The organism is Paenibacillus tritici (genome assembly GCF_013204885.1).
GTDB lineage: Bacteria > Bacillota > Bacilli > Paenibacillales > Paenibacillaceae > Paenibacillus_AQ > Paenibacillus_AQ tritici.
This window is the reverse complement of sequence record NZ_JABMKX010000021.1, coordinates 68,769-88,318: the sequence shown is the minus strand read 5'-3', so window position 1 is coordinate 88,318 and position 19,550 is coordinate 68,769. Positions and strand designations below refer to the sequence as shown.

The 19,550-nt window shown below is 55.1% G+C and carries 21 protein-coding genes and 2 tRNA genes; 18 read left to right on the top strand and 5 right to left on the bottom strand.

The features are described 5' to 3' along the window. The first annotated feature begins 3 nt into the window (after positions 1-3). The 13 genes from HQN87_RS27825 (at position 4) to HQN87_RS27765 (ending at position 14,415) form a co-directional block, all read left to right on the top strand. On the top strand, positions 4-765 hold the full coding sequence (locus tag HQN87_RS27825; RefSeq protein WP_173139912.1) for a cyclase family protein: 762 nt from the start codon (positions 4-6) through the stop codon (positions 763-765). 54 nt (positions 766-819) lie between these two features. Beyond that, positions 820-1,128 (top strand): TIGR04076 family protein, encoded by a 309-nt coding sequence (locus tag HQN87_RS27820; protein ID WP_036723289.1) that lies wholly within the window; start codon positions 820-822, stop codon positions 1,126-1,128. A gap of 16 nt (positions 1,129-1,144) precedes the next feature. Further along, positions 1,145-2,500 (top strand): radical SAM family heme chaperone HemW, encoded by a 1,356-nt coding sequence (hemW, locus tag HQN87_RS27815; RefSeq protein WP_173139910.1) that lies wholly within the window; start codon positions 1,145-1,147, stop codon positions 2,498-2,500. Positions 2,501-2,517: 17 nt separating this feature from the next. Beyond that, complete coding sequence (locus tag HQN87_RS27810) at positions 2,518-2,835, top strand: carboxymuconolactone decarboxylase family protein (protein WP_173139908.1); 318 nt, start codon at positions 2,518-2,520, stop codon at positions 2,833-2,835. Continuing rightward, a complete protein-coding gene (gene hemW, locus HQN87_RS27805; RefSeq protein ID WP_173139906.1) occupies positions 2,825-4,201 on the top strand; it encodes a radical SAM family heme chaperone HemW in 1,377 nt (458 codons plus the stop codon). The genes HQN87_RS27810 and hemW (HQN87_RS27805) overlap by 11 nt, the downstream gene beginning before the upstream one ends. Next, on the top strand, positions 4,201-5,640 hold the full coding sequence (locus HQN87_RS27800; RefSeq protein ID WP_246553660.1) for a U32 family peptidase: 1,440 nt from the start codon (positions 4,201-4,203) through the stop codon (positions 5,638-5,640). The genes hemW (HQN87_RS27805) and HQN87_RS27800 overlap by 1 nt, the downstream gene beginning before the upstream one ends. Continuing rightward, positions 5,637-6,827, top strand: coding sequence for a flavodoxin family protein (locus tag HQN87_RS27795; protein WP_173139901.1), 1,191 nt, complete (start codon positions 5,637-5,639; stop codon positions 6,825-6,827). The genes HQN87_RS27800 and HQN87_RS27795 overlap by 4 nt, the downstream gene beginning before the upstream one ends. Positions 6,828-6,868: 41 nt before the next feature. Next, entirely contained in the window at positions 6,869-7,627 is a 759-nt protein-coding gene (locus HQN87_RS27790) for an alpha/beta fold hydrolase (RefSeq protein WP_173139899.1), read from the top strand. 1 nt (position 7,628) lies between these two features. Further along, positions 7,629-8,912: a B12-binding domain-containing radical SAM protein gene (locus tag HQN87_RS27785; protein ID WP_173139897.1), complete on the top strand. Its 1,284-nt coding sequence runs from the start codon at positions 7,629-7,631 to the stop codon at positions 8,910-8,912. 28 nt (positions 8,913-8,940) lie between these two features. Next, complete coding sequence (locus HQN87_RS27780; protein WP_173139895.1) at positions 8,941-10,227, top strand: B12-binding domain-containing radical SAM protein; 1,287 nt, start codon at positions 8,941-8,943, stop codon at positions 10,225-10,227. Between the two features lie 4 nt (positions 10,228-10,231). Further along, positions 10,232-11,530, top strand: a complete 1,299-nt coding sequence (hemW, locus tag HQN87_RS27775; RefSeq protein WP_173139893.1) for a radical SAM family heme chaperone HemW — start codon at positions 10,232-10,234, stop codon at positions 11,528-11,530. A gap of 12 nt (positions 11,531-11,542) precedes the next feature. After that, positions 11,543-12,349 carry a hypothetical protein gene (locus HQN87_RS27770; protein ID WP_173139891.1) on the top strand — a complete coding sequence of 269 codons (807 nt, stop codon included), beginning with the start codon at positions 11,543-11,545 and terminating at the stop codon, positions 12,347-12,349. A 941-nt stretch (positions 12,350-13,290) separates the two neighbouring features. Continuing rightward, on the top strand, positions 13,291-14,415 hold the full coding sequence (locus tag HQN87_RS27765; protein WP_367272827.1) for a GGDEF domain-containing protein: 1,125 nt from the start codon (positions 13,291-13,293) through the stop codon (positions 14,413-14,415). Positions 14,416-14,514: 99 nt separating this feature from the next. Here HQN87_RS27765 and HQN87_RS27760 read toward each other — a convergent pair whose 3' ends face one another. Continuing rightward, positions 14,515-15,087 carry a CGNR zinc finger domain-containing protein gene (locus tag HQN87_RS27760; RefSeq protein WP_173139889.1) on the bottom strand — a complete coding sequence of 191 codons (573 nt, stop codon included), beginning with the start codon at positions 15,085-15,087 and terminating at the stop codon, positions 14,515-14,517. 147 nt (positions 15,088-15,234) lie between these two features. Between HQN87_RS27760 and HQN87_RS27755 the strand changes: the two genes are divergently transcribed. After that, positions 15,235-15,729, top strand: coding sequence for a DinB family protein (locus HQN87_RS27755; RefSeq protein ID WP_367272826.1), 495 nt, complete (start codon positions 15,235-15,237; stop codon positions 15,727-15,729). 112 nt (positions 15,730-15,841) lie between these two features. Here HQN87_RS27755 and cmpA read toward each other — a convergent pair whose 3' ends face one another. Together cmpA and HQN87_RS27745 are read right to left on the bottom strand one after the other, a co-directional pair. Next, the gene (cmpA, locus tag HQN87_RS27750; RefSeq protein WP_173139887.1) at positions 15,842-15,979 is read right to left on the bottom strand and encodes a cortex morphogenetic protein CmpA; all 138 of its coding nucleotides are present in this window, start codon (positions 15,977-15,979) and stop codon (positions 15,842-15,844) included. Between the two features lie 120 nt (positions 15,980-16,099). Beyond that, positions 16,100-16,459, bottom strand: a complete 360-nt coding sequence (locus HQN87_RS27745) for a hydrolase/acyltransferase (protein WP_173139885.1) — start codon at positions 16,457-16,459, stop codon at positions 16,100-16,102. Positions 16,460-16,578: 119 nt separating this feature from the next. Between HQN87_RS27745 and HQN87_RS27740 the strand changes: the two genes are divergently transcribed. Beyond that, positions 16,579-17,064, top strand: a complete 486-nt coding sequence (locus HQN87_RS27740; protein WP_173139952.1) for a SprT family protein — start codon at positions 16,579-16,581, stop codon at positions 17,062-17,064. Here the strand turns inward: HQN87_RS27740 and HQN87_RS27735 are convergent. Both HQN87_RS27735 and HQN87_RS27730 read right to left on the bottom strand, forming a co-directional pair. Beyond that, positions 17,061-17,702 (bottom strand): pentapeptide repeat-containing protein, encoded by a 642-nt coding sequence (locus HQN87_RS27735; RefSeq protein ID WP_173139884.1) that lies wholly within the window; start codon positions 17,700-17,702, stop codon positions 17,061-17,063. The two genes, HQN87_RS27740 and HQN87_RS27735, sit on opposite strands and share 4 nt — an antisense overlap. Positions 17,703-17,747: 45 nt before the next feature. Next, positions 17,748-18,176 (bottom strand): Lrp/AsnC family transcriptional regulator, encoded by a 429-nt coding sequence (locus HQN87_RS27730; RefSeq protein ID WP_173139883.1) that lies wholly within the window; start codon positions 18,174-18,176, stop codon positions 17,748-17,750. A gap of 127 nt (positions 18,177-18,303) precedes the next feature. Here HQN87_RS27730 and HQN87_RS27725 point away from each other — a divergent pair, with 127 nt between their 5' ends. From HQN87_RS27725 to HQN87_RS27715, 3 genes are all read left to right on the top strand, one after another. Next, complete coding sequence (locus HQN87_RS27725; RefSeq protein ID WP_173139882.1) at positions 18,304-19,077, top strand: MBL fold metallo-hydrolase; 774 nt, start codon at positions 18,304-18,306, stop codon at positions 19,075-19,077. Between the two features lie 84 nt (positions 19,078-19,161). Next, a tRNA-Asn gene (locus HQN87_RS27720) sits at positions 19,162-19,237 on the top strand. A 6-nt stretch (positions 19,238-19,243) separates the two neighbouring features. After that, positions 19,244-19,332 (top strand) — tRNA-Ser (locus HQN87_RS27715). Positions 19,333-19,550 lie beyond the last annotated feature (218 nt).

The following is a 19,550-nucleotide window of genomic DNA, read 5'->3' as shown; positions in this document are numbered from 1 at the left end:
GGCATGACATATCAATTCATTGATCTAAGTGTGCATATGGAGGAGAATCCGGGCGAGCTGGCCCCGTACGGGTTCGAGCAGACCGGCCATAAGGAGGGGGCAGACCGCTTTGCCCGCCAGTTCGACGGAAGCCGCAAGGACTTCCCCGGCGAAGAGTTCCTGAACATGGAGATGATCACCGCTTCCACGCATACAGGGACACATTTCGATGCCCCGCTGCATTTCGGCTCCATGAGCGAAGGCAAGCCGGCAGCGTCCATTGATCAGGTGCCGCTTGAATGGTGCTACGGCGACGGCGTGGTATTGGATGTCACGCATATACAAGCGGGGGAAGCGATTGAGCAGCCGGATATTGAGCAGGCGCTTGAGCGGATCGGATACAAGCTAAAGCCGCTGGATATTGTGCTGATCCGTACAGGTGCGGACCGGCATTGGGGTACACCCCGGTATCTTACGGATTACCCGGGGATGAGCCGGGAGGCCACGCAATATCTGACCGGGCAGGGCATCAAGGTGATGGGCATTGACAGCTACGGGTTCGACCGGCCGTTCAAGAATATGATCGGCGATTATAAGCGGACGGGCGATAACGCCTATCTGTTTCCGGCCCATTTCTGGGGAAGGGAGCAGACCTACTGCCATATGGAGCGCCTGGCGAATCTGGAGCAGATTCCGGTTCCGTACGGCTTCAAGGTGGCTTGTTTTCCGGTTAAGATCAGAGCGGCCGGGGCGGCTTGGGTCCGTGCAGTGGCGATTGTTGAGTAGCGTATGGCTAATTAAGTGAAACGAATCACACAATCCAATGAGGAGGGTTTACGAATGAATTATGAATTTGAACTTAAGGTAACGGGCGTTAAAGGGCATTGCCGGGCAGGGCACAAAGAAGGGGATATTATGAAGGTCTCCCCGCTGAATGCAGGCAATCTCTGCGGAACGGCATTTCATGCGGTCTTCCCTATGCTGCTGGCGCTGAACATGGATGCGAAGCTGCCGTGGGACCCTGAGGGCAATATTGTACACTCGGCTTGCCCGGATATGCGCAACCAGATGACCATGGAGATCCGCCGCATCCCGGTGGAGCCGTCCGAAGATTCCCCATATGCGGGCCGGATGCTGCAATCCAAATGAAGGGGGACCGCTCCATATGAGCAGAGCGAAGCAATATGTTGAATTGTTCAAGGAGAGAGATTCAATCTGTGTCTCTCATTATCCGGTGCCTGTCTCTCAGCACGAAGAGTCTGAAGTAAGGTCGCTGATGGAGCTTGAGCAGATGAATACCAAAGATACGCCGACGGCCTTGTATCTGCACATTCCCTTTTGTGATGCCACCTGCTCGTTCTGCCCGTTCAACCGTTATCTGAAGCGGCAGGATCAGGTGGATGATTATCTGGCGGCAGTCCGCAAGGAGATCGACAGATATGCGGCTACGCCGTTTGGCGGCAGCATTACAGTCTCTTCCATTAATCTCGGCGGCGGTACTCCTTCCTGCCTCTCCACGGAAGAGCTGACCGGCATTCTGCAATACATGAAGCAAGCCTTTCATGTTGAGGAGGATGCCATGATCTTCATCGAAGGCAACCCGCGGAATTTCACGGCAGACAAGCTGGAAGCCTTATCCCTGCAGGGACTGAACCGGATTAGCGTAGGGGTGCAGACCTTTCAGGAGGAGCTTGCCGGGCTGCTGGGGCTGTACCATAGTGTCGAGGATTCCTTTGAGCTGGTGAAGAATGCCCGAAGCTGCGGAATCGACAATATCGGGATTGATCTGATGTACAATCTGCCGGGTCAGACGCTGGATCAGTGGCGGGCGGACATCCTCACCTCTATCGAGCAGGAGATCGACCATATCTGCGTAATTTCGTTCTGTGTGGTGCCGCATACCCAGATTGCCTCGCGTATCGCTGACGGGAAGATTCCGGGGATCGGAGATGTCTACAGGGAGATCGAGCTGTATACCATTGCCAAGGAGATGCTGCTGGAAGCGGGATATGTCCAGTACAGTGTGATTGATTTCGCCAAGCCGGGCAAGACGGACCGCCACGCTACCCTGTACTTCTCGGAGCAGGCGCATATGATCGGGATCGGTGCGGCTGCCTTCGGAATCATCAACGGCTATATGTATATTAACAGCGGGAATCTGAATGAATATATGACCCGTGTGCAGGACGGGCTGCTGCCGGTCAATTGCGGGGAGAAGGCTGACGAGCTGGAACTGGCGCACGGAGCGATGGCCAAAGGCTTGCGGATGCTGTCCGTTAACCGTGCTGAGTTCGTACGGATGTTCGGGCAGGAGCCGGAGCAGCTGTTCCCGGATACGATTGAGCGTCTGGTGCAGGACGGGCTGCTGATTCAGGATGCCGAAGGGATTCGGCTGACTGATGACGGAATTATATGGGGCAATAATGTCAGCAAGCAATTTTTCTCCGCGAAGTATGCGGATTACGGGCTACAGCACCGGATGAAGCTGGCCAAAGGGCGTCCGGTACATTCGGTAAAATGACAAGGAGGGTATAGCTAATGAGCGATATGTTGATGAGAGTTAATCCCAGGGTGGGTACCGCTTTTGATAGCATGTGCAAGTCAATTGAGGACACGGGGACGCTTGAGCCGAAGGTGCGGGAATTGATCCGCCTGGCTTGTGTAGTGACAGACCGTTCTCCCTTCGGCATCCGGCTGCATGCGCTGAAGGCTTACGAGATGGGAGCAACTGCTGAGGAAGTAACGGAGACGGTGATGAATTGTCTGCCTGTGGCGGGCATTGAGGCTGTATCCTCCGGTCTGGCTGCGGCAATGACGGCGCTGGAATCGAAGCGGGGTGTCCACCATGGCAGTTAAAACATCCTATGAGCCATTCTACAACGTGTATCCCCATAGAGACCCGATCTGTGTGTCCCACTATCCCAATCCGGTGACCGAGGTTGCCCCGGCTGACATTTATGGACGGATGGGCCTTGGCGGCCCGCCTCCGGCGGATAATGTGGGTGCCGTCTATGTGCATGTTCCTTTCTGCGCCTCCGTCTGCATCTTCTGTCCCTTCAATAAGATGGCTTACCAGGAAAATCAGGTGGAGCAGTACATGGAGGCGGTCAAGGCCGAAATCGGCATCTATGCCTCTTCACCGTATGGCTCCCAGTCCACAATCAGCGCAGTGACCTTCGGGGGCGGTACGCCGTCGGCTCTGTCTGCTGAGAGAATGGTAGAGATGCTGAAGAGTGTCCAGGCGAATTACCGGGTGACACCGGATGCGCAAATCTCATTTGAAGGAAGCCCGGCAACCTTGACGCTGGAGAAAATGCAGGCCATCCGCGCCCAGGGAGCGAACCGGATCAGCATTGGGATACAGACCTTCAATGATAAGATGGGGCACCATCTGCGGATGAGTCACGATTCACACCGGGCCTTCGAGGTGCTGAATGAAGCGAAGGAAGCGGGCTTCGAGAATATCGGCATTGATCTGATGTACAATCTGCCCGAGCAGACCATGGAGGAATGGCTGGAGGATGTAAGAACGGCCGTGCGGCTGGGAATTGACCATATCACGGTATTCTCTCTGTGTGTAGTGCCGTTTACGGCCCTGTTCAAAATGATCAAGGAAGGCAAGATTCCGCCTACCGGCAGTGTCGAGCTGGAAGTAGATATGTATCTGGAGGCCAAGCGGCTGCTCCAGGAAGAGGGGTATGTCCAGTACAGCGTGTGGGATTTCGCCAAGCCGGGCTTCGAGGACCGGCATGTCCTCTTGTACTATACCCAGCAGAAGGATCTGTTCGCGCACGGCCCGGCGGCCTTCGGTTATGTCAACAAGCTGATGTATATCAATCAGGGTGATATCCAGGAGTACAGTGACCGGCTTCAGCAGCAGTTCCTGTCCGTCTTCATTGCCAGCCAGGCGGATGATCTGGAAGCGATGCACGGAATGATGGCCAAGGGTCTGCGGATGCTGGCGGTGAAGCGGGAGGATTTCACCGGCATGTTCGGCTACCAGCCGGAAGAGATCTTTGGTAAGACGATCGACGACCTGGTAGCCAGAGGTCTGCTGGAGACGGATGAGCACGAGATCCGCCTGTCCGCCAAGGGCATTGTCTGGGGCAACAATGTATGTAAGGAGTTCTTCTCAGAGGCGAACCAGCAGACGTTCGAGAGCCGTGTGAAGCTGGCACGCGGGCAAAAACCGGCCGAAGCTGCCGGGGAGGAGCTGAAGTGATGAAGCTGTCTGTCGGCACCAATTTCGATGACCGGTTACCTCTGCTGCTGCAGGATTCGCATGTTGATGTATTCTATGGCAAATTATCCTCTGATCTGGTGGGCGGGGGCCGGCCGACCTTTGCGCTGCCAACGATAGACCGGGCAAGAGTGGAGGAGCATGTGAAGCTCCTTCACGCCTACGGGTTCAAGTTCAACTATCTGCTGAATGCCACTTGTCTGGATAACCTGGAGACCACCAAGGACTTCCATTACCGTCTGCGCGAGCTGCTGGAATGGATCGGTACCCTGCAGCCGGAATACGTGACGGTGTCCCTCCCCATGCTGATTGATATGGTGCGCACCGCGCTGCCGGATGTCAAGATCAGCCTGTCTACCTTTGCGAACGTCAACACGCTGAGACAGGCGCAGTATTTTGAAGAAAAAGGTGTCAGCGAAGTTACCCTGCCCGAGAGCCGGAACCGTGACTTCGCCTTCCTGGAGAGCCTGCGCAAGAATACCCGGCTCGATTATCAGCTCATTGCGACCAATGACTGTCTGCTGGATTGCCCGATGCGCCACAATCATGCGAACTTCCAGAGCCATGCCTCGCAGTGCAACCATGTAACCGATGGCTTCGCGCTGGATTATTACATGCTGCGCTGCACGGAGCGCAAGCTCCAGCATCCCGAAGAGCTGCTGAAGTCGCAGTGGATTCGTCCGGAAGACATGTATCTCTATGAGGAGCTGGGCTATCACAAGTTCAAGCTGACCGAGCGCATGAAGACCACGGAGAAGATTGCAGCTACGGCTGAGTCCTACTCCCGGCGCAAGTATGAGGGCAACCTGCTTAGTCTGCTGAATTCGCGGATGGCGGAGGCCGATTTCGAAATGCCCAACTTCTCGAAGAATATCAAGGAGGAGTTCGCGCCGTCTGAGAAAATGCGGCAGGTCTACAGCCTGCTGTTCAGCTTCCAGGCAAGCATCGACAATGAGAGCCTGGACGGCTTCCTGGAAGGCTTCCGTTCCAAGCGCTGCGACCGGATGGACTGCGACAAATGCGGGTATTGTGCCGAATGGGCCAGCCGTACCGTTCAGGTGGCGAAGCCGGGTGAGGCTACTCTGGCGGAGTTCGAGCAGCTGTTTCAGGCGCTGGCTTCAGGCACCTTCTTCGATTCTGGTGCAGCAGCGGCGGTAACCTGGACAGCGGAGGGCCAGAGCCTCTATGAAGGGATTGTTGCGCGTAAGCCCGAGTTCATCCGCGATATGGCAAGTACCGAGATTCGGAAGAAGGCGGAGGAGCTTGCCGCAGCACGCGGAACAGGCCAGGTCTCCCGATATGATGTAGCCAAAGCCAATGTGCTGTGTACCCCGGCCGACTTCCGGATGTTCGCGCTTAGCGATCTGCGGGCGCTGGGGTTCGATACGGCTGAGCTGGACTTAGAGGAGGCAGCCGGATGAAGAAGATCATCGGGCTTGCCGGGTCCATGAAGAAGCATCACAGCTCCAGCGAATATCTGCTCTCCGTTGCGCTTGAAGCTGCAGCGGAGCAGGGGGTGCAGACGGAGCTGCTGCGGCTGAATGATTACAACATTCTGCCCTGTGACGGCTGCGGCAACTGCATGAACGGCAAGCACTGCCACCTGCTGAAGGACCCGGAGGACCAGTTGACGGAGCTGTATGACAAGCTGAAGGAGGCGGACGGGTTCGTCTTCGCCTCCCCGGTCTATGCGCTCTCGCTTCCGGCCGTCTGGAAGAACTGGATTGACCGCTGCGAGCCTTGCAGCGACGAGGATCTGGACTTCGAGTATTACAATTATGACCGGGTTGCCGGGGTGAAGGGCAAAGCGTTCACGGGCAAGGTAGCCGGACAGATTGTTGTCGCAGCAGGTCCGGGGCATGAATGGGCACTGGCTTCGCTGATGCCTTGCTTCACGGCGATTAAGCTGTCGATGATCGCCAGCGCAGGCATCAGTCTGATTGAATATGACGGCCAGCCAGGCATCCGCAAGCGCTCCTGGAGCAAACCGATTGAAGAGGCGGAAGAGGCCAAGATGATGGCCCGGGCGGTCGGGATGCGGGTGGCCTCCTCCTTGGGATTCTCTTACTTCGACCTTCCCGGGCAGTCGGGGGCAGGGCAAGGGCAGGGAAGCGGGGGGCAGGACCCTATGGAGCAGGACCCTATGGAGCAGAGTCGGGAACACGGGATGCAGGCTGATCCTTGGTCTGCCTTCACTGTGCAGAACGTCAAGGATGAAGAGATCGCACTCGGTGAGCTGGCAGCGGAGCGGCCGCGCATCTTCGTCATCGGCGACCAGCAGGCCAGCGTCCGCTGCGGGCCGCTGCTGGAGCAGCTGGAGCAGCAGTTCGGCGGCAAGGCCGCCTGTGCGCTGATCGCAAGAGTAGGACAATTGCCGCACTTCATTACCCATGAATTCGTAAAGGAGAAGACCGGGCAGACGGTTCCCGGCTTCGAGCTATATTATGACTGGGAAGATAAGCTGGCCTCGCGCTGCAGTCTGGCACCCGGCCAGCCAGCCATTCTGGTGGGCCGCAGCCGGGAGGAGTGGCGGCTGTTTGCAGTAGATGAAGCGGAAGGCCGGGAAATCGGCCGGGTCGTGGACTATCTGGACGAAGTAGTTGTATGAGCAGTCAGGACGGGGAAGTGCTAAGGGAGGAGAGAAAGTAAATGTTGAAGACTAAGGGCGTACCTTTATTTCACAGCTGCCAGGGCACCGGGGAGGCGATTCTCTGTCTGCACGGCAACCGGGACTCTTCGCTCGTATTCCGGGAATTGGCCCAGTCGCTGCAGACCTCTTATCAGGTGCTGTGCGCTGATTTGCGCGGACACGGCCAGTCAGAGTACTCAGGTCTCCCCTTCACCCTAGAGGATATGGTTGATGATATTCTCAGGCTGCTGGACGAGCAGGGGCTGAAGCAGGTCTCGATCGTTGGACATTCTCTGGGAAGCACGCTGGCGCTGCTGCTGTCTGCACGGGAGCCGGGCCGGGTGAAGAAGCTGGTCCTTATGGGGGCCGCTGCCACCTTTCAGGTTCCGTTCAAGCGGCCAAGCCACGGTGAAGAGATCACGCCGGATACCGTGAGGCAGACGAATGCGGCGGCGGTTCCGTATTTTTTCACAGAGGGTCATGAAGAGGTGCAGCACCGGATTCTGGAAGGCTGGTCCAGGCTGCCTGCCGCGACCCACCGTCTGATGATCCAGATTCAGCATCCCGATCTCCGGCCGATTCTTCAGAATATCCGGCAGAGAACGCTGATTATAACCGGCCAGGAGGACCGGATCACTCCGCTGCACAAGGCGCTGGAGCTGAACCGGTACTTGCCGGACTCCCGGATGATGGCGGTTCCGGGTTCGGGACACTTTATGTTTCTTGAGGAGAAGGATGCCGTAGCGGATGCCATGCTCAATTTCCTCAGGGAGGAGTAGTATGGGCAGAGTACTGCTGATATCGGCGAATACGGAGAAGCGGCCGCCTGTGTTCCCGCTGGGTCTCAGCTATATTCATGCCAGTCTTGCCGCTTCCGGCTGGGAAGCCGGGATGCTGGACATGACCCAGCTGGACTATACCCGGGAGGCCGTCACCTCCTACCTGGATTCCTATACACCGGACTACATCGGCGTGTCGATCCGTAATCTGGATAATTGCTGTATGCAGTACCCCCGGAGCTTCGTGGAGCAGGTCTGCGCTCTGGTGGACTGGGTCCGGCAATGGAGCAGCACGGCCGGGGTCATTCTGGGGGGAGCGGGCTTCTCGCTCCTTCCCAGGCAATGGCTGCAGGAGACGGGAGCGGATTATGGAATTGTCGGCGATGGCTGTGACAGTATGGTTGAACTCCTGTCGCAGCTGGAGAAGGGGGAGGAGCCGTCCGCAGTAAGCGGACTGATGTTCAGGACAAGGGCCGGGGTATGGAATTACTGGCCGCCTGACGCGCCTGAGCAACTGGATCAGGAGTATTTCCCGAGCCGCAGCGGGTTCCTGCACAGCTATGATGTCGAGCGTAAGGTGCGCCATAATGTATTGACCAAGAGGGGCTGTGCACTGAGCTGCACCTATTGTGCTTATCCGTCGCTGGAGGGCAGGGCCGTCCGCCTGCGGTCGCCGAAGGGGGTAGTGGATGAGATTGAACAGATGGTGCGGCAGCATGACATCGGATCGTTCGATTTCGTGGACAGTGTGTTCAACTTCCCGTTGGAGCATGCCGAGGATATCTGCCGGGAGCTGATCGGGCGTGCGGTTCCTGTGTCCTGGGGCTGCTTCCTGAATCCCAGGTTCTTCACCGCAGAATTCGCCGGGCTGCTTAAGCAGTCGGGGTGTACGGAGGTGGAATTTGGCATTGATTCCGGCAGCGATATCTGCCTCAGGTCGTTCAAGAAGAACTTCCGGCAGGGCGAGATCCGGGCGGTGGTGCAGCTCTGCCGGGCCCAGGAGCTGGACTTCAGCTTCTGTCTACTGATCGGGGGACCGGAGGAGACCCCGGAGACCTTGAAGGAGACACTGGATCTGATGGAGGAGCTGGAGGTTCAGCGTATCTTCGGCCTGTTCGGCATCCGCATTCTGCCGTCCACCGATATGTACAGCTATGTCGGCTCCCCGGAGCCGGATGAGCTGCTCCATCCGAAGTTCTTCATGTCCCCGCAGTTGAAGCTGGAGCAGGCCAATAGTATCTGCGCCCCTTACCGGGAGCGGAACCCGGACTGGATGTTCATCTAATTTCACAAAAACAGGGTGGAGCGTAATCATGAGAATACTGGTAGTGTCTACGAATACTCTGCTGAAGCCGATGCCGGTGCTTCCGGTTGGGGCGGGGATGGTCTACTCGGCCCTGAAGGCTGCCGGATTCGAGGCCCGCTTTCTGGATATGGCGTTTGTGGCCGAGCCGCTGGAGGCCCTCCGCGATGAGCTGCGGGCGTGTGAGCCGGAGCTGATCTGCCTCTCGGTGCGCAACATCGACAATCAGGTGATTCAGCAGCCGGAGAGCTATCTGTCTTTTGTACATGAAGTCATGAAGGTGTGCCGTACTTGCAGTTCAGCCAAGGTAATGATAGGCGGGGCTGCGATGCTGGTGATGCCGGGTGAGCTGGTCGAGGAGCTGGGGGCGGATTACGGAATCAAGGGGAGCGGGGGCGAAGCGGAGGCTGTCCGGCTCGTCCATGATCTGGAACGGGGAATGGCCCCGGACACAGGTACGGTAAGGAATGCAGATCCTGCCTATCATCCGGTGTACAGCCGTATTCCGGCCAAGTCGCTGTTCTCTCCGCAGTATTTCATCCCGAACCCACGCATCAAAAAAGCCTCCATGGGCTATCAGGCCTCCAGAGGCTGCAGCCGGCACTGCATCTATTGCTCGGAGGGCTATATGAATTCCGGCGCCTGCCGGATTCCTGCGGAGCAGTTCATGGAAGACATGAGGATTGTGCAGGCGGACTATCAGGTGAACAGCATTACTTTTGTAGACGGTGTCTTCAATCATGAGGTGGAGGAGACGATAGAGTTCTGCGGGCAGATCGGCCGCACAAGCACCTCGCTGGAATGGAGCTGCGCCCTGACGCCTGCCAATATTACGGAAGAATTGATACGCTCACTGAAGCACACCGGCTGCCGCTTCGTGGATATCGGGGCCGATTCGGGCTCGGGGCGTATGCTCCGGCGGATGGGGAAGCAATTCACCCCGGAACACCTGCTGGAGCTGGGGCGTCTGCTGGAGCAATATCATATCCCTTATTCGGTATCGCTGCTGTTCGGCGGGCCGGGGGAGCATGAGGAAACGGTGCAAGAGACGGTACAATTGGTCAATCAGCTGAATCCTGTCTATATCCTGGCCAGTCAAGGCATCCGGATCTATCCTCATACCGCCCTGTACAATATCGCTCTGCAAGAGCAGGTGATTCATCCGGCGGATAACTTGCTGCTTCCGGCCTTTTACCAGTCCAGGGACTATAGCACAGATCTGCTCACCAAGGCTCTGGCGGCATCGCGCCACATCTATAAGGATATGCTTATGAATTCAATTGGAGGAAGGACTTGATCGAATGAACAAGCCGGCTTACCCGTTCCGGGAGATAGGGATAGGACATTATCCCATGGGGAATTCTCCGGTTGCACCGGAGGACAGCAAACGTCTGCCGTCCCTGATGAACTTGAATGATGCCGCTGCAAGCTCTAAACTGGTATATGTACATATTCCGTTCTGTGATTCCATCTGCCCGTTCTGCCCGTATCCCAAGGCGTTCAATGAGCAGGGAGCCCGCCAGGAATATTTGACCGCGCTGTTTCGTGAACTGGAGATGTACGGCTTCACGCCGCAGATCCGCAATTCCTCGGTGGAGGCGCTCTACATTGGCGGCGGTACGCCGAGCGTTCTTAATGAGGAAGAGATTACGGCTCTGTTCGAGCAGCTACAGTCCACACTTCCCATGCACAGTGTCGAAGAGATCACCTTTGAGGGGAATCCCGCCTCGTTCACCGCAGGCAAGCTGAAGCTGCTTCATGCCCTGGGCGTCAACAGAATCAGTCTGGGGGTGCAGACCTTCAACGATGAGCTGGGGAGACGCCTTGGACTGCTTCAGACCTGTGAGGATTCACTGCGCACCATTCAGCAATCCCAAGAGGCCGGAATCTCCAACGTCAGCCTGGACCTGATGTACAATCTGCCGGGGCAGACGATGGAGGAATGGCTGGAGGACTTGGCGAAGGTAGTGGAGCTGGGAATCGGTCATGTTACCTTATTCCCGCTTAAGCTCATTCCCGGCTTCGGACTCTTCAAACGAATTGCCGGCGGCGAGCTTCCACCCTGCGGAGATCTTGAACTGGAGCAGCAGATGTATGTTGAGGCCTGTCATTATCTGGAGTCACAGGGCTATGCGGTCGAATCCACCTATGACTTTGTACGGCCGGGAGGACATCATATCTACAGCCGCAAGCATTTTGACGATCATCTGGACCTGCTCTCTGTCGGGTTGGGTGCGTTTGGCGATGTGGGCGGTTATGCTTACCAGAATGTGAAGCTTCTTCCTGAGTATGTGAAAAAAGTTACATCCGGCAACCTGCCGGTTGCCTTAGGCTACGAGGTGAAGGCAGACGATCTGCCTAACCAGTTCCTGGCGATGGGCCTGCGCCGCACGGCTATTGACCGCCAGCTCTTCCAACGCAAATTCGGCATCTTCCCGGAGGAAATGTTCCCGGAGCTGTTCGATAAGTTTGTTAAGGCGGGCCTGGTGGAGATTCGCGAGGATACCATTGCTCTGAAGCGGTTCGAGGGATTGTTCTGGGGCAACAATGTGTGTAAGGAGTTCTGCGAGGAACATATCAAAATGGCTTTTCCAAAATGATGGAGGGGTACTATGAACAGCAAAGTGACCAAGAACATCTTCTATGAGGAGCTTCAGGAGGCCGGGCAATTCAAGCAGCTGGAGCAGCGGTTGCTCGGTGAGTCGAATCTGCCCGGTCCGCGGGCAAATCTGGGGGCGGCGTCCACGTTCGCAGATGCCTTCGCGTCCGATTGGGTTTCTGACGACGCCTGGAACCTGCTTATGGAATGGAGCGGCAAGCCGGAATCGGCAGCGCCTACGGACGATCCCCGGGAGTTCTTGCCGTTCTGCGCCTTGCAGGCGATGGGCAGCTATTACCGTTACGCGGAGCCTTCCCGGCAGCAGATTATTCTGGAGCGTTGTCAGGCAGCCATGAATGATTCCCGCTGGCGGATGCGCGAAGCGGCAGCGATGGCACTGCAGCGGATTGGCGAGCAGGACTTCAGCGCGCTCCGTAGCTTGTTCGATGGGATGAAGGACGCAGCCGGTCCGCTGGAGCAACGGGCCTTCGTCGCGGCGCTGGCCCATCCGCCCATGCTGAAGGATTCCGCCAATGTCTTGTACGCGCTGGAGCTGTCAGAGGAGATTCTGGATGAGATTGCCGCCGGACAGACCCGTTATGGTACGGAGGATTTCCGCATCCTGTCCAAGGGTCTGGAGTATGCACTTAGCGTATTCGTGGAACGCGCCCCCGAGCATGGCTTCCGGATGCTCGCCAAATTCGCCGTGACCGACGACAAACGGATGCAGAAGATCGTAAAGTCCAACCTTGGTAAAGCCCGCCTGGCCAAAAAATTCAGCCAGGATGTGGAGCGCATTCAGTTGATGATGAATGCTTGAGGGTGCTGATTAGTCAGGGTAACACAGAAACAGCCGGATCACACGCAAATGCGCGGGTTGGGCTGTTTGTTGTGAATTGAAACACTGACATGGTAGAGTCTAAGAGTTATCGTTAGTTCCAATATTAGCTTAGTAGCTCTGATCTCTAGCAGTCCGTGTTGTTCAGAATTTATCGGGATTCTTAATCCTAATGGACGCTACTTCGCCGCATCTTTTACAAAATGTATATATAACCGGAGAACCGAAAGAAAAAGTTTTGCCTACTGGCATAACTCTAGCGTCAACAGCGTTAACTTCACCTTTTGCAAAGGTAGTATATCCACAGGTTTTACAAGTTAAGTTTTCCTGATTCATAATAACCATCCTCAATGAAATATTTTACAATATGTGTGGAGTAAGATAGGAACTGATAGCTGGTGCGAATGCCAAGCTCCCACCTCGGGTCCTTCGCACTCATTGATTCATATCCTTTATTGTACTATATTGGAAGAAGGGTGGGGGATTAATATGGAAATGGCATAGGTTATGCTGATTTCCGCTGTCGCACTCTGTGTAGAGTGCGACAGCGGAAATAATGAATATATACTTTATTGCAAGTTGGATAAAAGTCGCACTCTATACGGGAGCGTGGATTGAAATCCGTTAGTGTTTTGGCGACATATTTAAAATGAGGTAGCTCCTCGTTCAGGAGGGTAGATTGAAATCTATGTTGTACAATGCAGATACGGTAACTCCGCATCGCTCCTCATGTAGAATGTGAAGTGAAATCATCAGGTCGAGCTGGTGTACCTCTTGTAGGTGTCGCTCCTCATACAAGCAACCCCCCACCATTAGTACATATCCCCCAAGAGAGTATCCGAGCCGGCCCCTGGCATGTTAAAATAGGAGAAATGTGTACATCGAAATGTGTGAATCTTATCTGGGGGCGGCAGGTGAAAGCGTTGAGATTAAGAGATTTCATGGGCCCTTCGGATACGTCTGCTCACCGGCAGGCCCGGTGGATCAGGCGGTTTCTGTATACCTATTGGCTTGTGATTGCGCTGCATTTTCTGGCTCAGTTGGGGGCTTTTTGGTGGCTGGCTTATCCCATGGGGCCGAAGGAATTTTACTGTGAGGTGCTGTTGTATCCGACACTTCTGATGAGTGCGGTTGTCGGGATTACGCAGCTTGTGGATTATGCAGCACCGAAGTATTCCTTCGTGCTGCTGTTTGTAGCGGGGACGATTATAGCCATGCTGATCATTCATCTGAATATGGATATTCGGATCATCGGGGCACTGATGCTGCTGCCGATTATGGCGTCTGCGATATTCTTCCGTTTGGATCTGACCTTATTTACGTCTGCCCTGCAGGCGGCTGCATTCTTCATTCTCTACCGCTGGGATTACCGGTTCAAGATGTACTTGAATGATTTTGACCTGATTGCCATTCCGCTTTTCCTGCTGGTAGGCACGCTGGTAGCGGCTATTATCATTATTAACGGGCGCGAGCTGGCGAGCGATCTTGAAGCCACCCTGATCGCCAAGCAGGATCTGATGATCGAGAATGCTGTCATCCGCAAGCTGTCTACCACCGATGCGCTGACGGGGCTGTATAATCATATTTCTTTTCACGAATTCTATGAAAAAGCGCTGGAATACGGAAGCCAGGGAGCCCCGTTCCATCTGGCGCTGCTTGATATAGATAATTTCAAGCGGATCAATGATAAATATGGACACCGTACGGGGGACCTTGTGCTGGCTCGGGTCGCCCACATCATCAAGGAGTATATCTCTCCCGCGGACATTGCAGCCCGCTACGGCGGGGAGGAATTCGCCATATTGCTGTTCGAGAAAAGCTTCGAGGAGGCTTACGAGCTGATCGACGGAATCCGCCGCCAGCTGTCGGAGACGTTCCATGAAGAGATGGAGAACCGGGCGGTTACCGTCAGCGTTGGCCTCCAGAGCTATGACGAAGGAGCCACCAAAGAAAAGCTGTTCGAGGAAGTGGACAATCTGCTCTATACTGCCAAGCATTCCGGCAAGAACACCACGCTAACCCCGTTGTCCCGCCAAAACATCGTATAAGTTACTCCGCTGTCCTGCCGGATCATCGTATCAGTTACTCTGCTGTCCCGCCGAAACATCGTATAAGTTACCCCGCTGTCCGCCGGATCATCGTATGAATTACTCTGCCGGAGGTTCATCCTCCGCAGCCTTCTTGCGTGCCCGGAACCGCCGGACCTTCATCAGATTCCCGCAGAGCTTGTCGTCGCAATACCGCTTCGAGCGGTTACGCGTATCATCGTAATAGACCCAGAGGCAATCGGGATTGCCGCAAATGCGGAAGCGTGAGGGCTCCTTCTCCAGTAACGCGGCCGCAAAAGAGGCAGCAATCTCCGCCATGATCTGCTTCCAATCCGCCCGCTGCGGCAGGAGGGAGATCCCGGCTTCGCCTGTGGCATTCCAGACCACTTGGCGCACAACCGGCCCGTTGCCCAGATAATCATTGAGCTGCTCCAGCAGAGCTGTAGCCGGGGTCTCGCCCGCGACCAGTCTCTGTAGCTCGTCCCATAACAATCCGCGCAGCCGCTTCAGCCGATCCAGCTCCTCCGGCAGGAGCGGGGCGGCTGCAGGCAGCTTCTGCTCCACCAGCCATTCCTCCAGCCACTTGGGTTCCTCCAGCCGGTCCCGGTCCTTGCTCCGGTCGCTTGTCCGCCAATCCCGCCAATAGCTGTTCATGAAATCTACCCACAGCAAGCTTCATCGGTCCTTTCGCGTCATCTTTGCTTTGATTGTAACAGTTAAAAATAATATTTGCTAGTTACTTGATGCGCTCCGGGAAATATGATACATTTCTCATGTAACTGTTATTCGGGTTATTAAGTCGTTACAGGAGGGATACAGGTGAAAAACAAAATTAGCGATGTTCTGGTTGAAAATTGGGATTATGTCATGGAGGTTGAGGATTGGCAGCCGCCGCTTAAGGACGCGCTCGAAGGCGTGAACAGTGAGCAGGCCAGCTGGAAACCGGAGGGGGCTGCGGGCAACTCCATCTGGGAGACTGTGAATCATCTGACTTATTATAAGGAACGTCTGCTGCGTAAGCTGAAAGGGCTGGAGAAATTGCCTGATCTGGAGAGCAATGACGATACGTTCACCGTAACGGAGAGCGGGGAAAAGGCCTGGAACAAGGCGGTCGACAAGCTGAAGTCCGTTCACGCCTCTTTGCGGGAGATCATAGTGGCCCTTGAAGAAGGCGCCTATGAATGGGGCGGCTCGGGACATGCGCCGGGAGAAGAAGTGATGAGCCTGATTCTGCATGATGCTTACCATACCGGACAGATTGTGCTGGTCCGCAAGCTGCAGGGCTCCTGGCCGGGCACGCGCAGCTTCGACTAAGCAACACCGTCACTTTTTTAAAAGTAGCCGCACCTCAACAAGCCGCGATGACCTCTAAAGGTTCTCGCGGCTTGTTTGAATTGTATAAGCTGTTCTGCATCCATCAACCAGACTACAAGTTGTTCTGGATGTACTCCTTGGGTTCAGCGGAATTCCGGTAGAAGAACCAGCATTCGTTCAGCAGTTTGATCTGACGGCTGTCTTTTTTGAAATAGGCCTTCATGAGCTGTTGTCGAAGCCACTGTGGCACGGGTACCCCTCCTCTGGCATGCATCCTATGTATAGATAGCATATGGGGGAATTCGCCCAAAGGTGCGACTTTGGCATCAGTTTTGCAGGCAGAAATTAAGAGGGCCTGCCCATACCGGGCCTACTGTACCCGTTCTGCTTCTTCTTCATACCATTGCTCGAGCTGAGCCTGGAGTGCACGGATCTCCGTCAGCAGAGAGATCAGCGGATAATGATCCTCCTTGATGGAGGCAAAAGCACTCTCCAGCCGGTTAATATACGCCAGCCCCGATTCCAGGTGATGCTCCTCGCGCAGCAGTTCCAGCGAATCGCATTCGGCAACGGCGAGCGGCAATCCGGGAACATTCTCAGCGGTCAGCTTGTCGATTTCTTTATTCAGGCGCAGATTAAGGGCGCTCAACTGGTAAGCATACTCCTCCGGCATTTCCACGAATTGCAGTTCCTGATCCTGCTGCATGATTACGTACCGCATTTTCGGCATAACTCATTCTCCCTCCGGACTTGTCTTCCTTCTTGACAGTGTAGCCTATGGGCAAGTTACAATTCAAGTAGAGATCTAATTTCCTTAAGGAAGGACCGTGAAGGAACGCTATGACCAGTATGAGCAACGAAGAGCTGCAGCTGTGGATAGAGCAGGTGTCGCTGAACAGCTTCGGCGTGCCTTTCCGGCATACGGCCAGCTTTAACAGCAGACTTACGACAACGGGCGGACGGTATTTTACCAAAAGCCATAATATAGAGATTAATCCCCAGCAGCTTGCCATGTACGGACGGGAGGAGACGGAGAAGATTATCAAGCATGAGCTCTGCCACTACCACCTGCATCTGGCGAAGCGGGGGTATATGCACCGGGATGCCGATTTCAAAACCCTGCTGGCCCGCGTCGGCGGCAGCCGTTACTGCCAGACTCTGCCGGGAGCCAAAGCGCGCAAGCCTCAGCCGTACCGGTACAAGCTGGTATGCATTACCTGTGCCACCGAATATCTGCGCAAGCGCAGAGCCGATCCGGGGCGTTACCGCTGCGGGAAATGCTCCGGCAAGCTGAAGCTGGTCACCCTGACCGCAGATGCGGGTCCGGCTACTTAATCTTTGATTACGAGGCCAAGCAGTCCGGCAAAAGAAGCTGCCTGCTCCGCAGAGATGATACAGCCCTCCAGATCCTGAAGATCCACCAAGAGGCCGGTGAACTCGCAATCGCTTAAGTCAATATCCTTCAGCTTGCACCCGGCCAGCGTAGCCTGCTCCAGATTGCATTGCGAGAAGTACAGGCCGTTCAGAGTGGACTTGTAATAATCCGCACTGGCCAGCGAGCTGCGCTCGAAGGAAGCCCCTTTGAAATTCGCAAAACGGAACACCGCGAACTCCCCGAGGCATCCGGTCACCGACACATTTTGAAACCGCGCTCTCGTGAAGTCCGTCCCGATTAACCGGCAATCCCTGAATTCGGTCCGGTGCATGAAGGCGTCGCTGAAATCCACATTGGACAGGTCGCAATGATCGAAGAGGACATCGGTCAGCTCAATGCCGTGCAGGGAAGATTCAGTAATGGTAACGTTACGGAAGATCACCTTGTCAAAGGACACCCTGGCGGCCTCCTGATATTCAATCAGCGCACCTTCAATGAGGCAGCGGCTGAATTCGTCCTTGGAAGCGAGGGCATGAATCTGCTGGGGCAGCAGTAGCTCCGGTTCCGGGATTCTGGGTTGTTCAATGGTATGACTCATGATTACCTCCGAGGTTTAGTGTGTTATCCAGCTGTTCACCATTTCCTATTTGATCTGGCCCATGTCCAGGTTGACGCGGTAATTGCCGTACACCAGCAGCTCGTCGAGCAGAGCGTTCAGCGCTTCCTGATTCACAGTGCGCACCCGCATCCAATAGCAGCCCTCCCCGCTGATACGGTGCACCTCGGCTACGTTATCATGGGCCTTCGCAAACTCCTGAAATGGGAGGTGGTCACTCTTGGTGCTGAGAAAAACCGTAATAAAAGCATGAATATTCTGCCCGATCCGGAGCGGGTTCCAGTGAATGGTGTAGCCTTCAATGATCTCCAGCTCCCGCATTCTGCGGATACGTGCGCCTACAGCTTGACCTGTCAGGTGGACCAGAGCTCCAATATCCTTATGGCTTAATGTAGAGTCTTCTATTAGAAGCTGGAGGATGCGGTAATCCGTATGATCTATTTGAGTAGCGGTCATGGCGGTCATTTCCTTTCCGGCTGAAAGTAGAACCGGCGAATCTCTTTCGCGGCACAATGGTCTCTCTTCCGCAGCTAATTTATAATGAATTGTAACAGAATGCAAGCTTGAGGAAGAGGTGTATATAATGAAAATCCAACTTATCCGCCACGCCGCCCTATGGCTGGAATACGGAGGTGTAACGTTTCTGGTCGACCCGATGCTGAGTGCGCAGGGAGTTAATCCGCCGATTATGAATTCAGGCGATGAACGCCGGAATCCGCTGGTTCCATTGCCCGGCCCGGTAGAGCAGTGGCTGAAGCCGGATGCTGTCCTTGTGACACATCTCCATCAGGATCACTGGGATACAGCGGCCGTAGATCAATTATCTCATGAGCTGCCGGTATTATGCCAGGAAGGTGACGGTGAGAAAATATCCGCCCAGGGTATGCTCAGCGTTACAGAGATTAAGGACAGCAGCTCTGCTTCCTTCGGTGCAGTGACCCTGACGCGTACAGACGGCCGTCACGGGACGGGGGAGATCGGGGAGAGAATGGGCAAGGTATCCGGCTTCATATTCCAGGCAGAAGGTGAACCTGTGCTCTATCTGGCGGGGGATACAATCTGGTGCAGTGAAGCAGAGCAGGTGCTTGCCGATCATCGGCCTGAGGTCATTATCCTGAATGCAGGGGGTGCACGGGTTGCAGCCGGGGGACATATCACGATGAACGAACAGGATGTTGTCGATGTATGCCATGCCGCCCCGGAAGCTTCCGTGATCGCCGTTCATATGGATGCCATCAACCACTGCCGCGTTACCCGGGAGTTATTGAAGCTTCGTCTTGAACAGGAGGGGCTGCTGGACCGTGTCGCTGTACCGCTGGATGGGGAGTGGATATACAAACAGGACCAATCTGTATAAGTTGTAAACGATCTCAATATCTTATTCTCTGCCCTTGACTAACCTTCAGAATCATGATAAATTAATCCTTGTTCATGTTAATGTTCCCTGATAGCTCAGTTGGTAGAGCACTCGACTGTTAATCGAGTTGTCACAGGTTCGAGTCCTGTTCGGGGAGCCATTACTTGGAGAGATACCCAAGTGGCTATAAGGGGACCCTCTGCTAAGGGGTTAGACTGCGTAAGCGGTGCGAGGGTTCGAATCCCTCTCTCTCCGTTCTGAAATACTTCATTGCCAGGGATGAGAACCCTCGGTGGTTCGTTGGAGCATAAGCTTCGTTAGCAATACTTCGCAATCTCTCGCGTAGCGAGAGTATCCCTCTCTCTCCGTACTTTAATCAACACATAAGGAGCTCATATTGAGCTCCTTTTTTGCGTCCATCCAGCTGGAGCAGGCGGAATCTGTGAACGATACGATTTTTCTCAAAATGTCGT

What these genes read in the sequence shown, in the direction of transcription:
- HQN87_RS27795 (WP_173139901.1), top strand. Translation starts at nt 5,637, where the DNA reads ATGAAGAAGATCATCGGGCTTGCCGGGTCCATGAAGAAGCATCACAGC.
- HQN87_RS27785 (WP_173139897.1), top strand. Translation starts at nt 7,629, where the DNA reads ATGGGCAGAGTACTGCTGATATCGGCGAATACGGAGAAGCGGCCGCCT.
- HQN87_RS27740 (WP_173139952.1), top strand. Translation starts at nt 16,579, where the DNA reads ATGAGCAACGAAGAGCTGCAGCTGTGGATAGAGCAGGTGTCGCTGAAC.
- HQN87_RS27735 (WP_173139884.1), bottom strand. Translation starts at nt 17,702, where the DNA reads ATGAGTCATACCATTGAACAACCCAGAATCCCGGAACCGGAGCTACTG.
- HQN87_RS27770 (WP_173139891.1), top strand. Translation starts at nt 11,543, where the DNA reads ATGAACAGCAAAGTGACCAAGAACATCTTCTATGAGGAGCTTCAGGAG.
- HQN87_RS27825 (WP_173139912.1), top strand. Translation starts at nt 4, where the DNA reads ATGACATATCAATTCATTGATCTAAGTGTGCATATGGAGGAGAATCCG.
- hemW (WP_173139906.1), top strand. Translation starts at nt 2,825, where the DNA reads ATGGCAGTTAAAACATCCTATGAGCCATTCTACAACGTGTATCCCCAT.
- HQN87_RS27800 (WP_246553660.1), top strand. Translation starts at nt 4,201, where the DNA reads ATGAAGCTGTCTGTCGGCACCAATTTCGATGACCGGTTACCTCTGCTG.
- HQN87_RS27780 (WP_173139895.1), top strand. Translation starts at nt 8,941, where the DNA reads ATGAGAATACTGGTAGTGTCTACGAATACTCTGCTGAAGCCGATGCCG.
- hemW (WP_173139910.1), top strand. Translation starts at nt 1,145, where the DNA reads ATGAGCAGAGCGAAGCAATATGTTGAATTGTTCAAGGAGAGAGATTCA.
- HQN87_RS27820 (WP_036723289.1), top strand. Translation starts at nt 820, where the DNA reads ATGAATTATGAATTTGAACTTAAGGTAACGGGCGTTAAAGGGCATTGC.
- HQN87_RS27810 (WP_173139908.1), top strand. Translation starts at nt 2,518, where the DNA reads ATGAGCGATATGTTGATGAGAGTTAATCCCAGGGTGGGTACCGCTTTT.
- HQN87_RS27790 (WP_173139899.1), top strand. Translation starts at nt 6,869, where the DNA reads ATGTTGAAGACTAAGGGCGTACCTTTATTTCACAGCTGCCAGGGCACC.
- HQN87_RS27730 (WP_173139883.1), bottom strand. Translation starts at nt 18,176, where the DNA reads ATGACCGCTACTCAAATAGATCATACGGATTACCGCATCCTCCAGCTT.
- HQN87_RS27725 (WP_173139882.1), top strand. Translation starts at nt 18,304, where the DNA reads ATGAAAATCCAACTTATCCGCCACGCCGCCCTATGGCTGGAATACGGA.
- HQN87_RS27745 (WP_173139885.1), bottom strand. Translation starts at nt 16,459, where the DNA reads ATGCCGAAAATGCGGTACGTAATCATGCAGCAGGATCAGGAACTGCAA.
- hemW (WP_173139893.1), top strand. Translation starts at nt 10,232, where the DNA reads ATGAACAAGCCGGCTTACCCGTTCCGGGAGATAGGGATAGGACATTAT.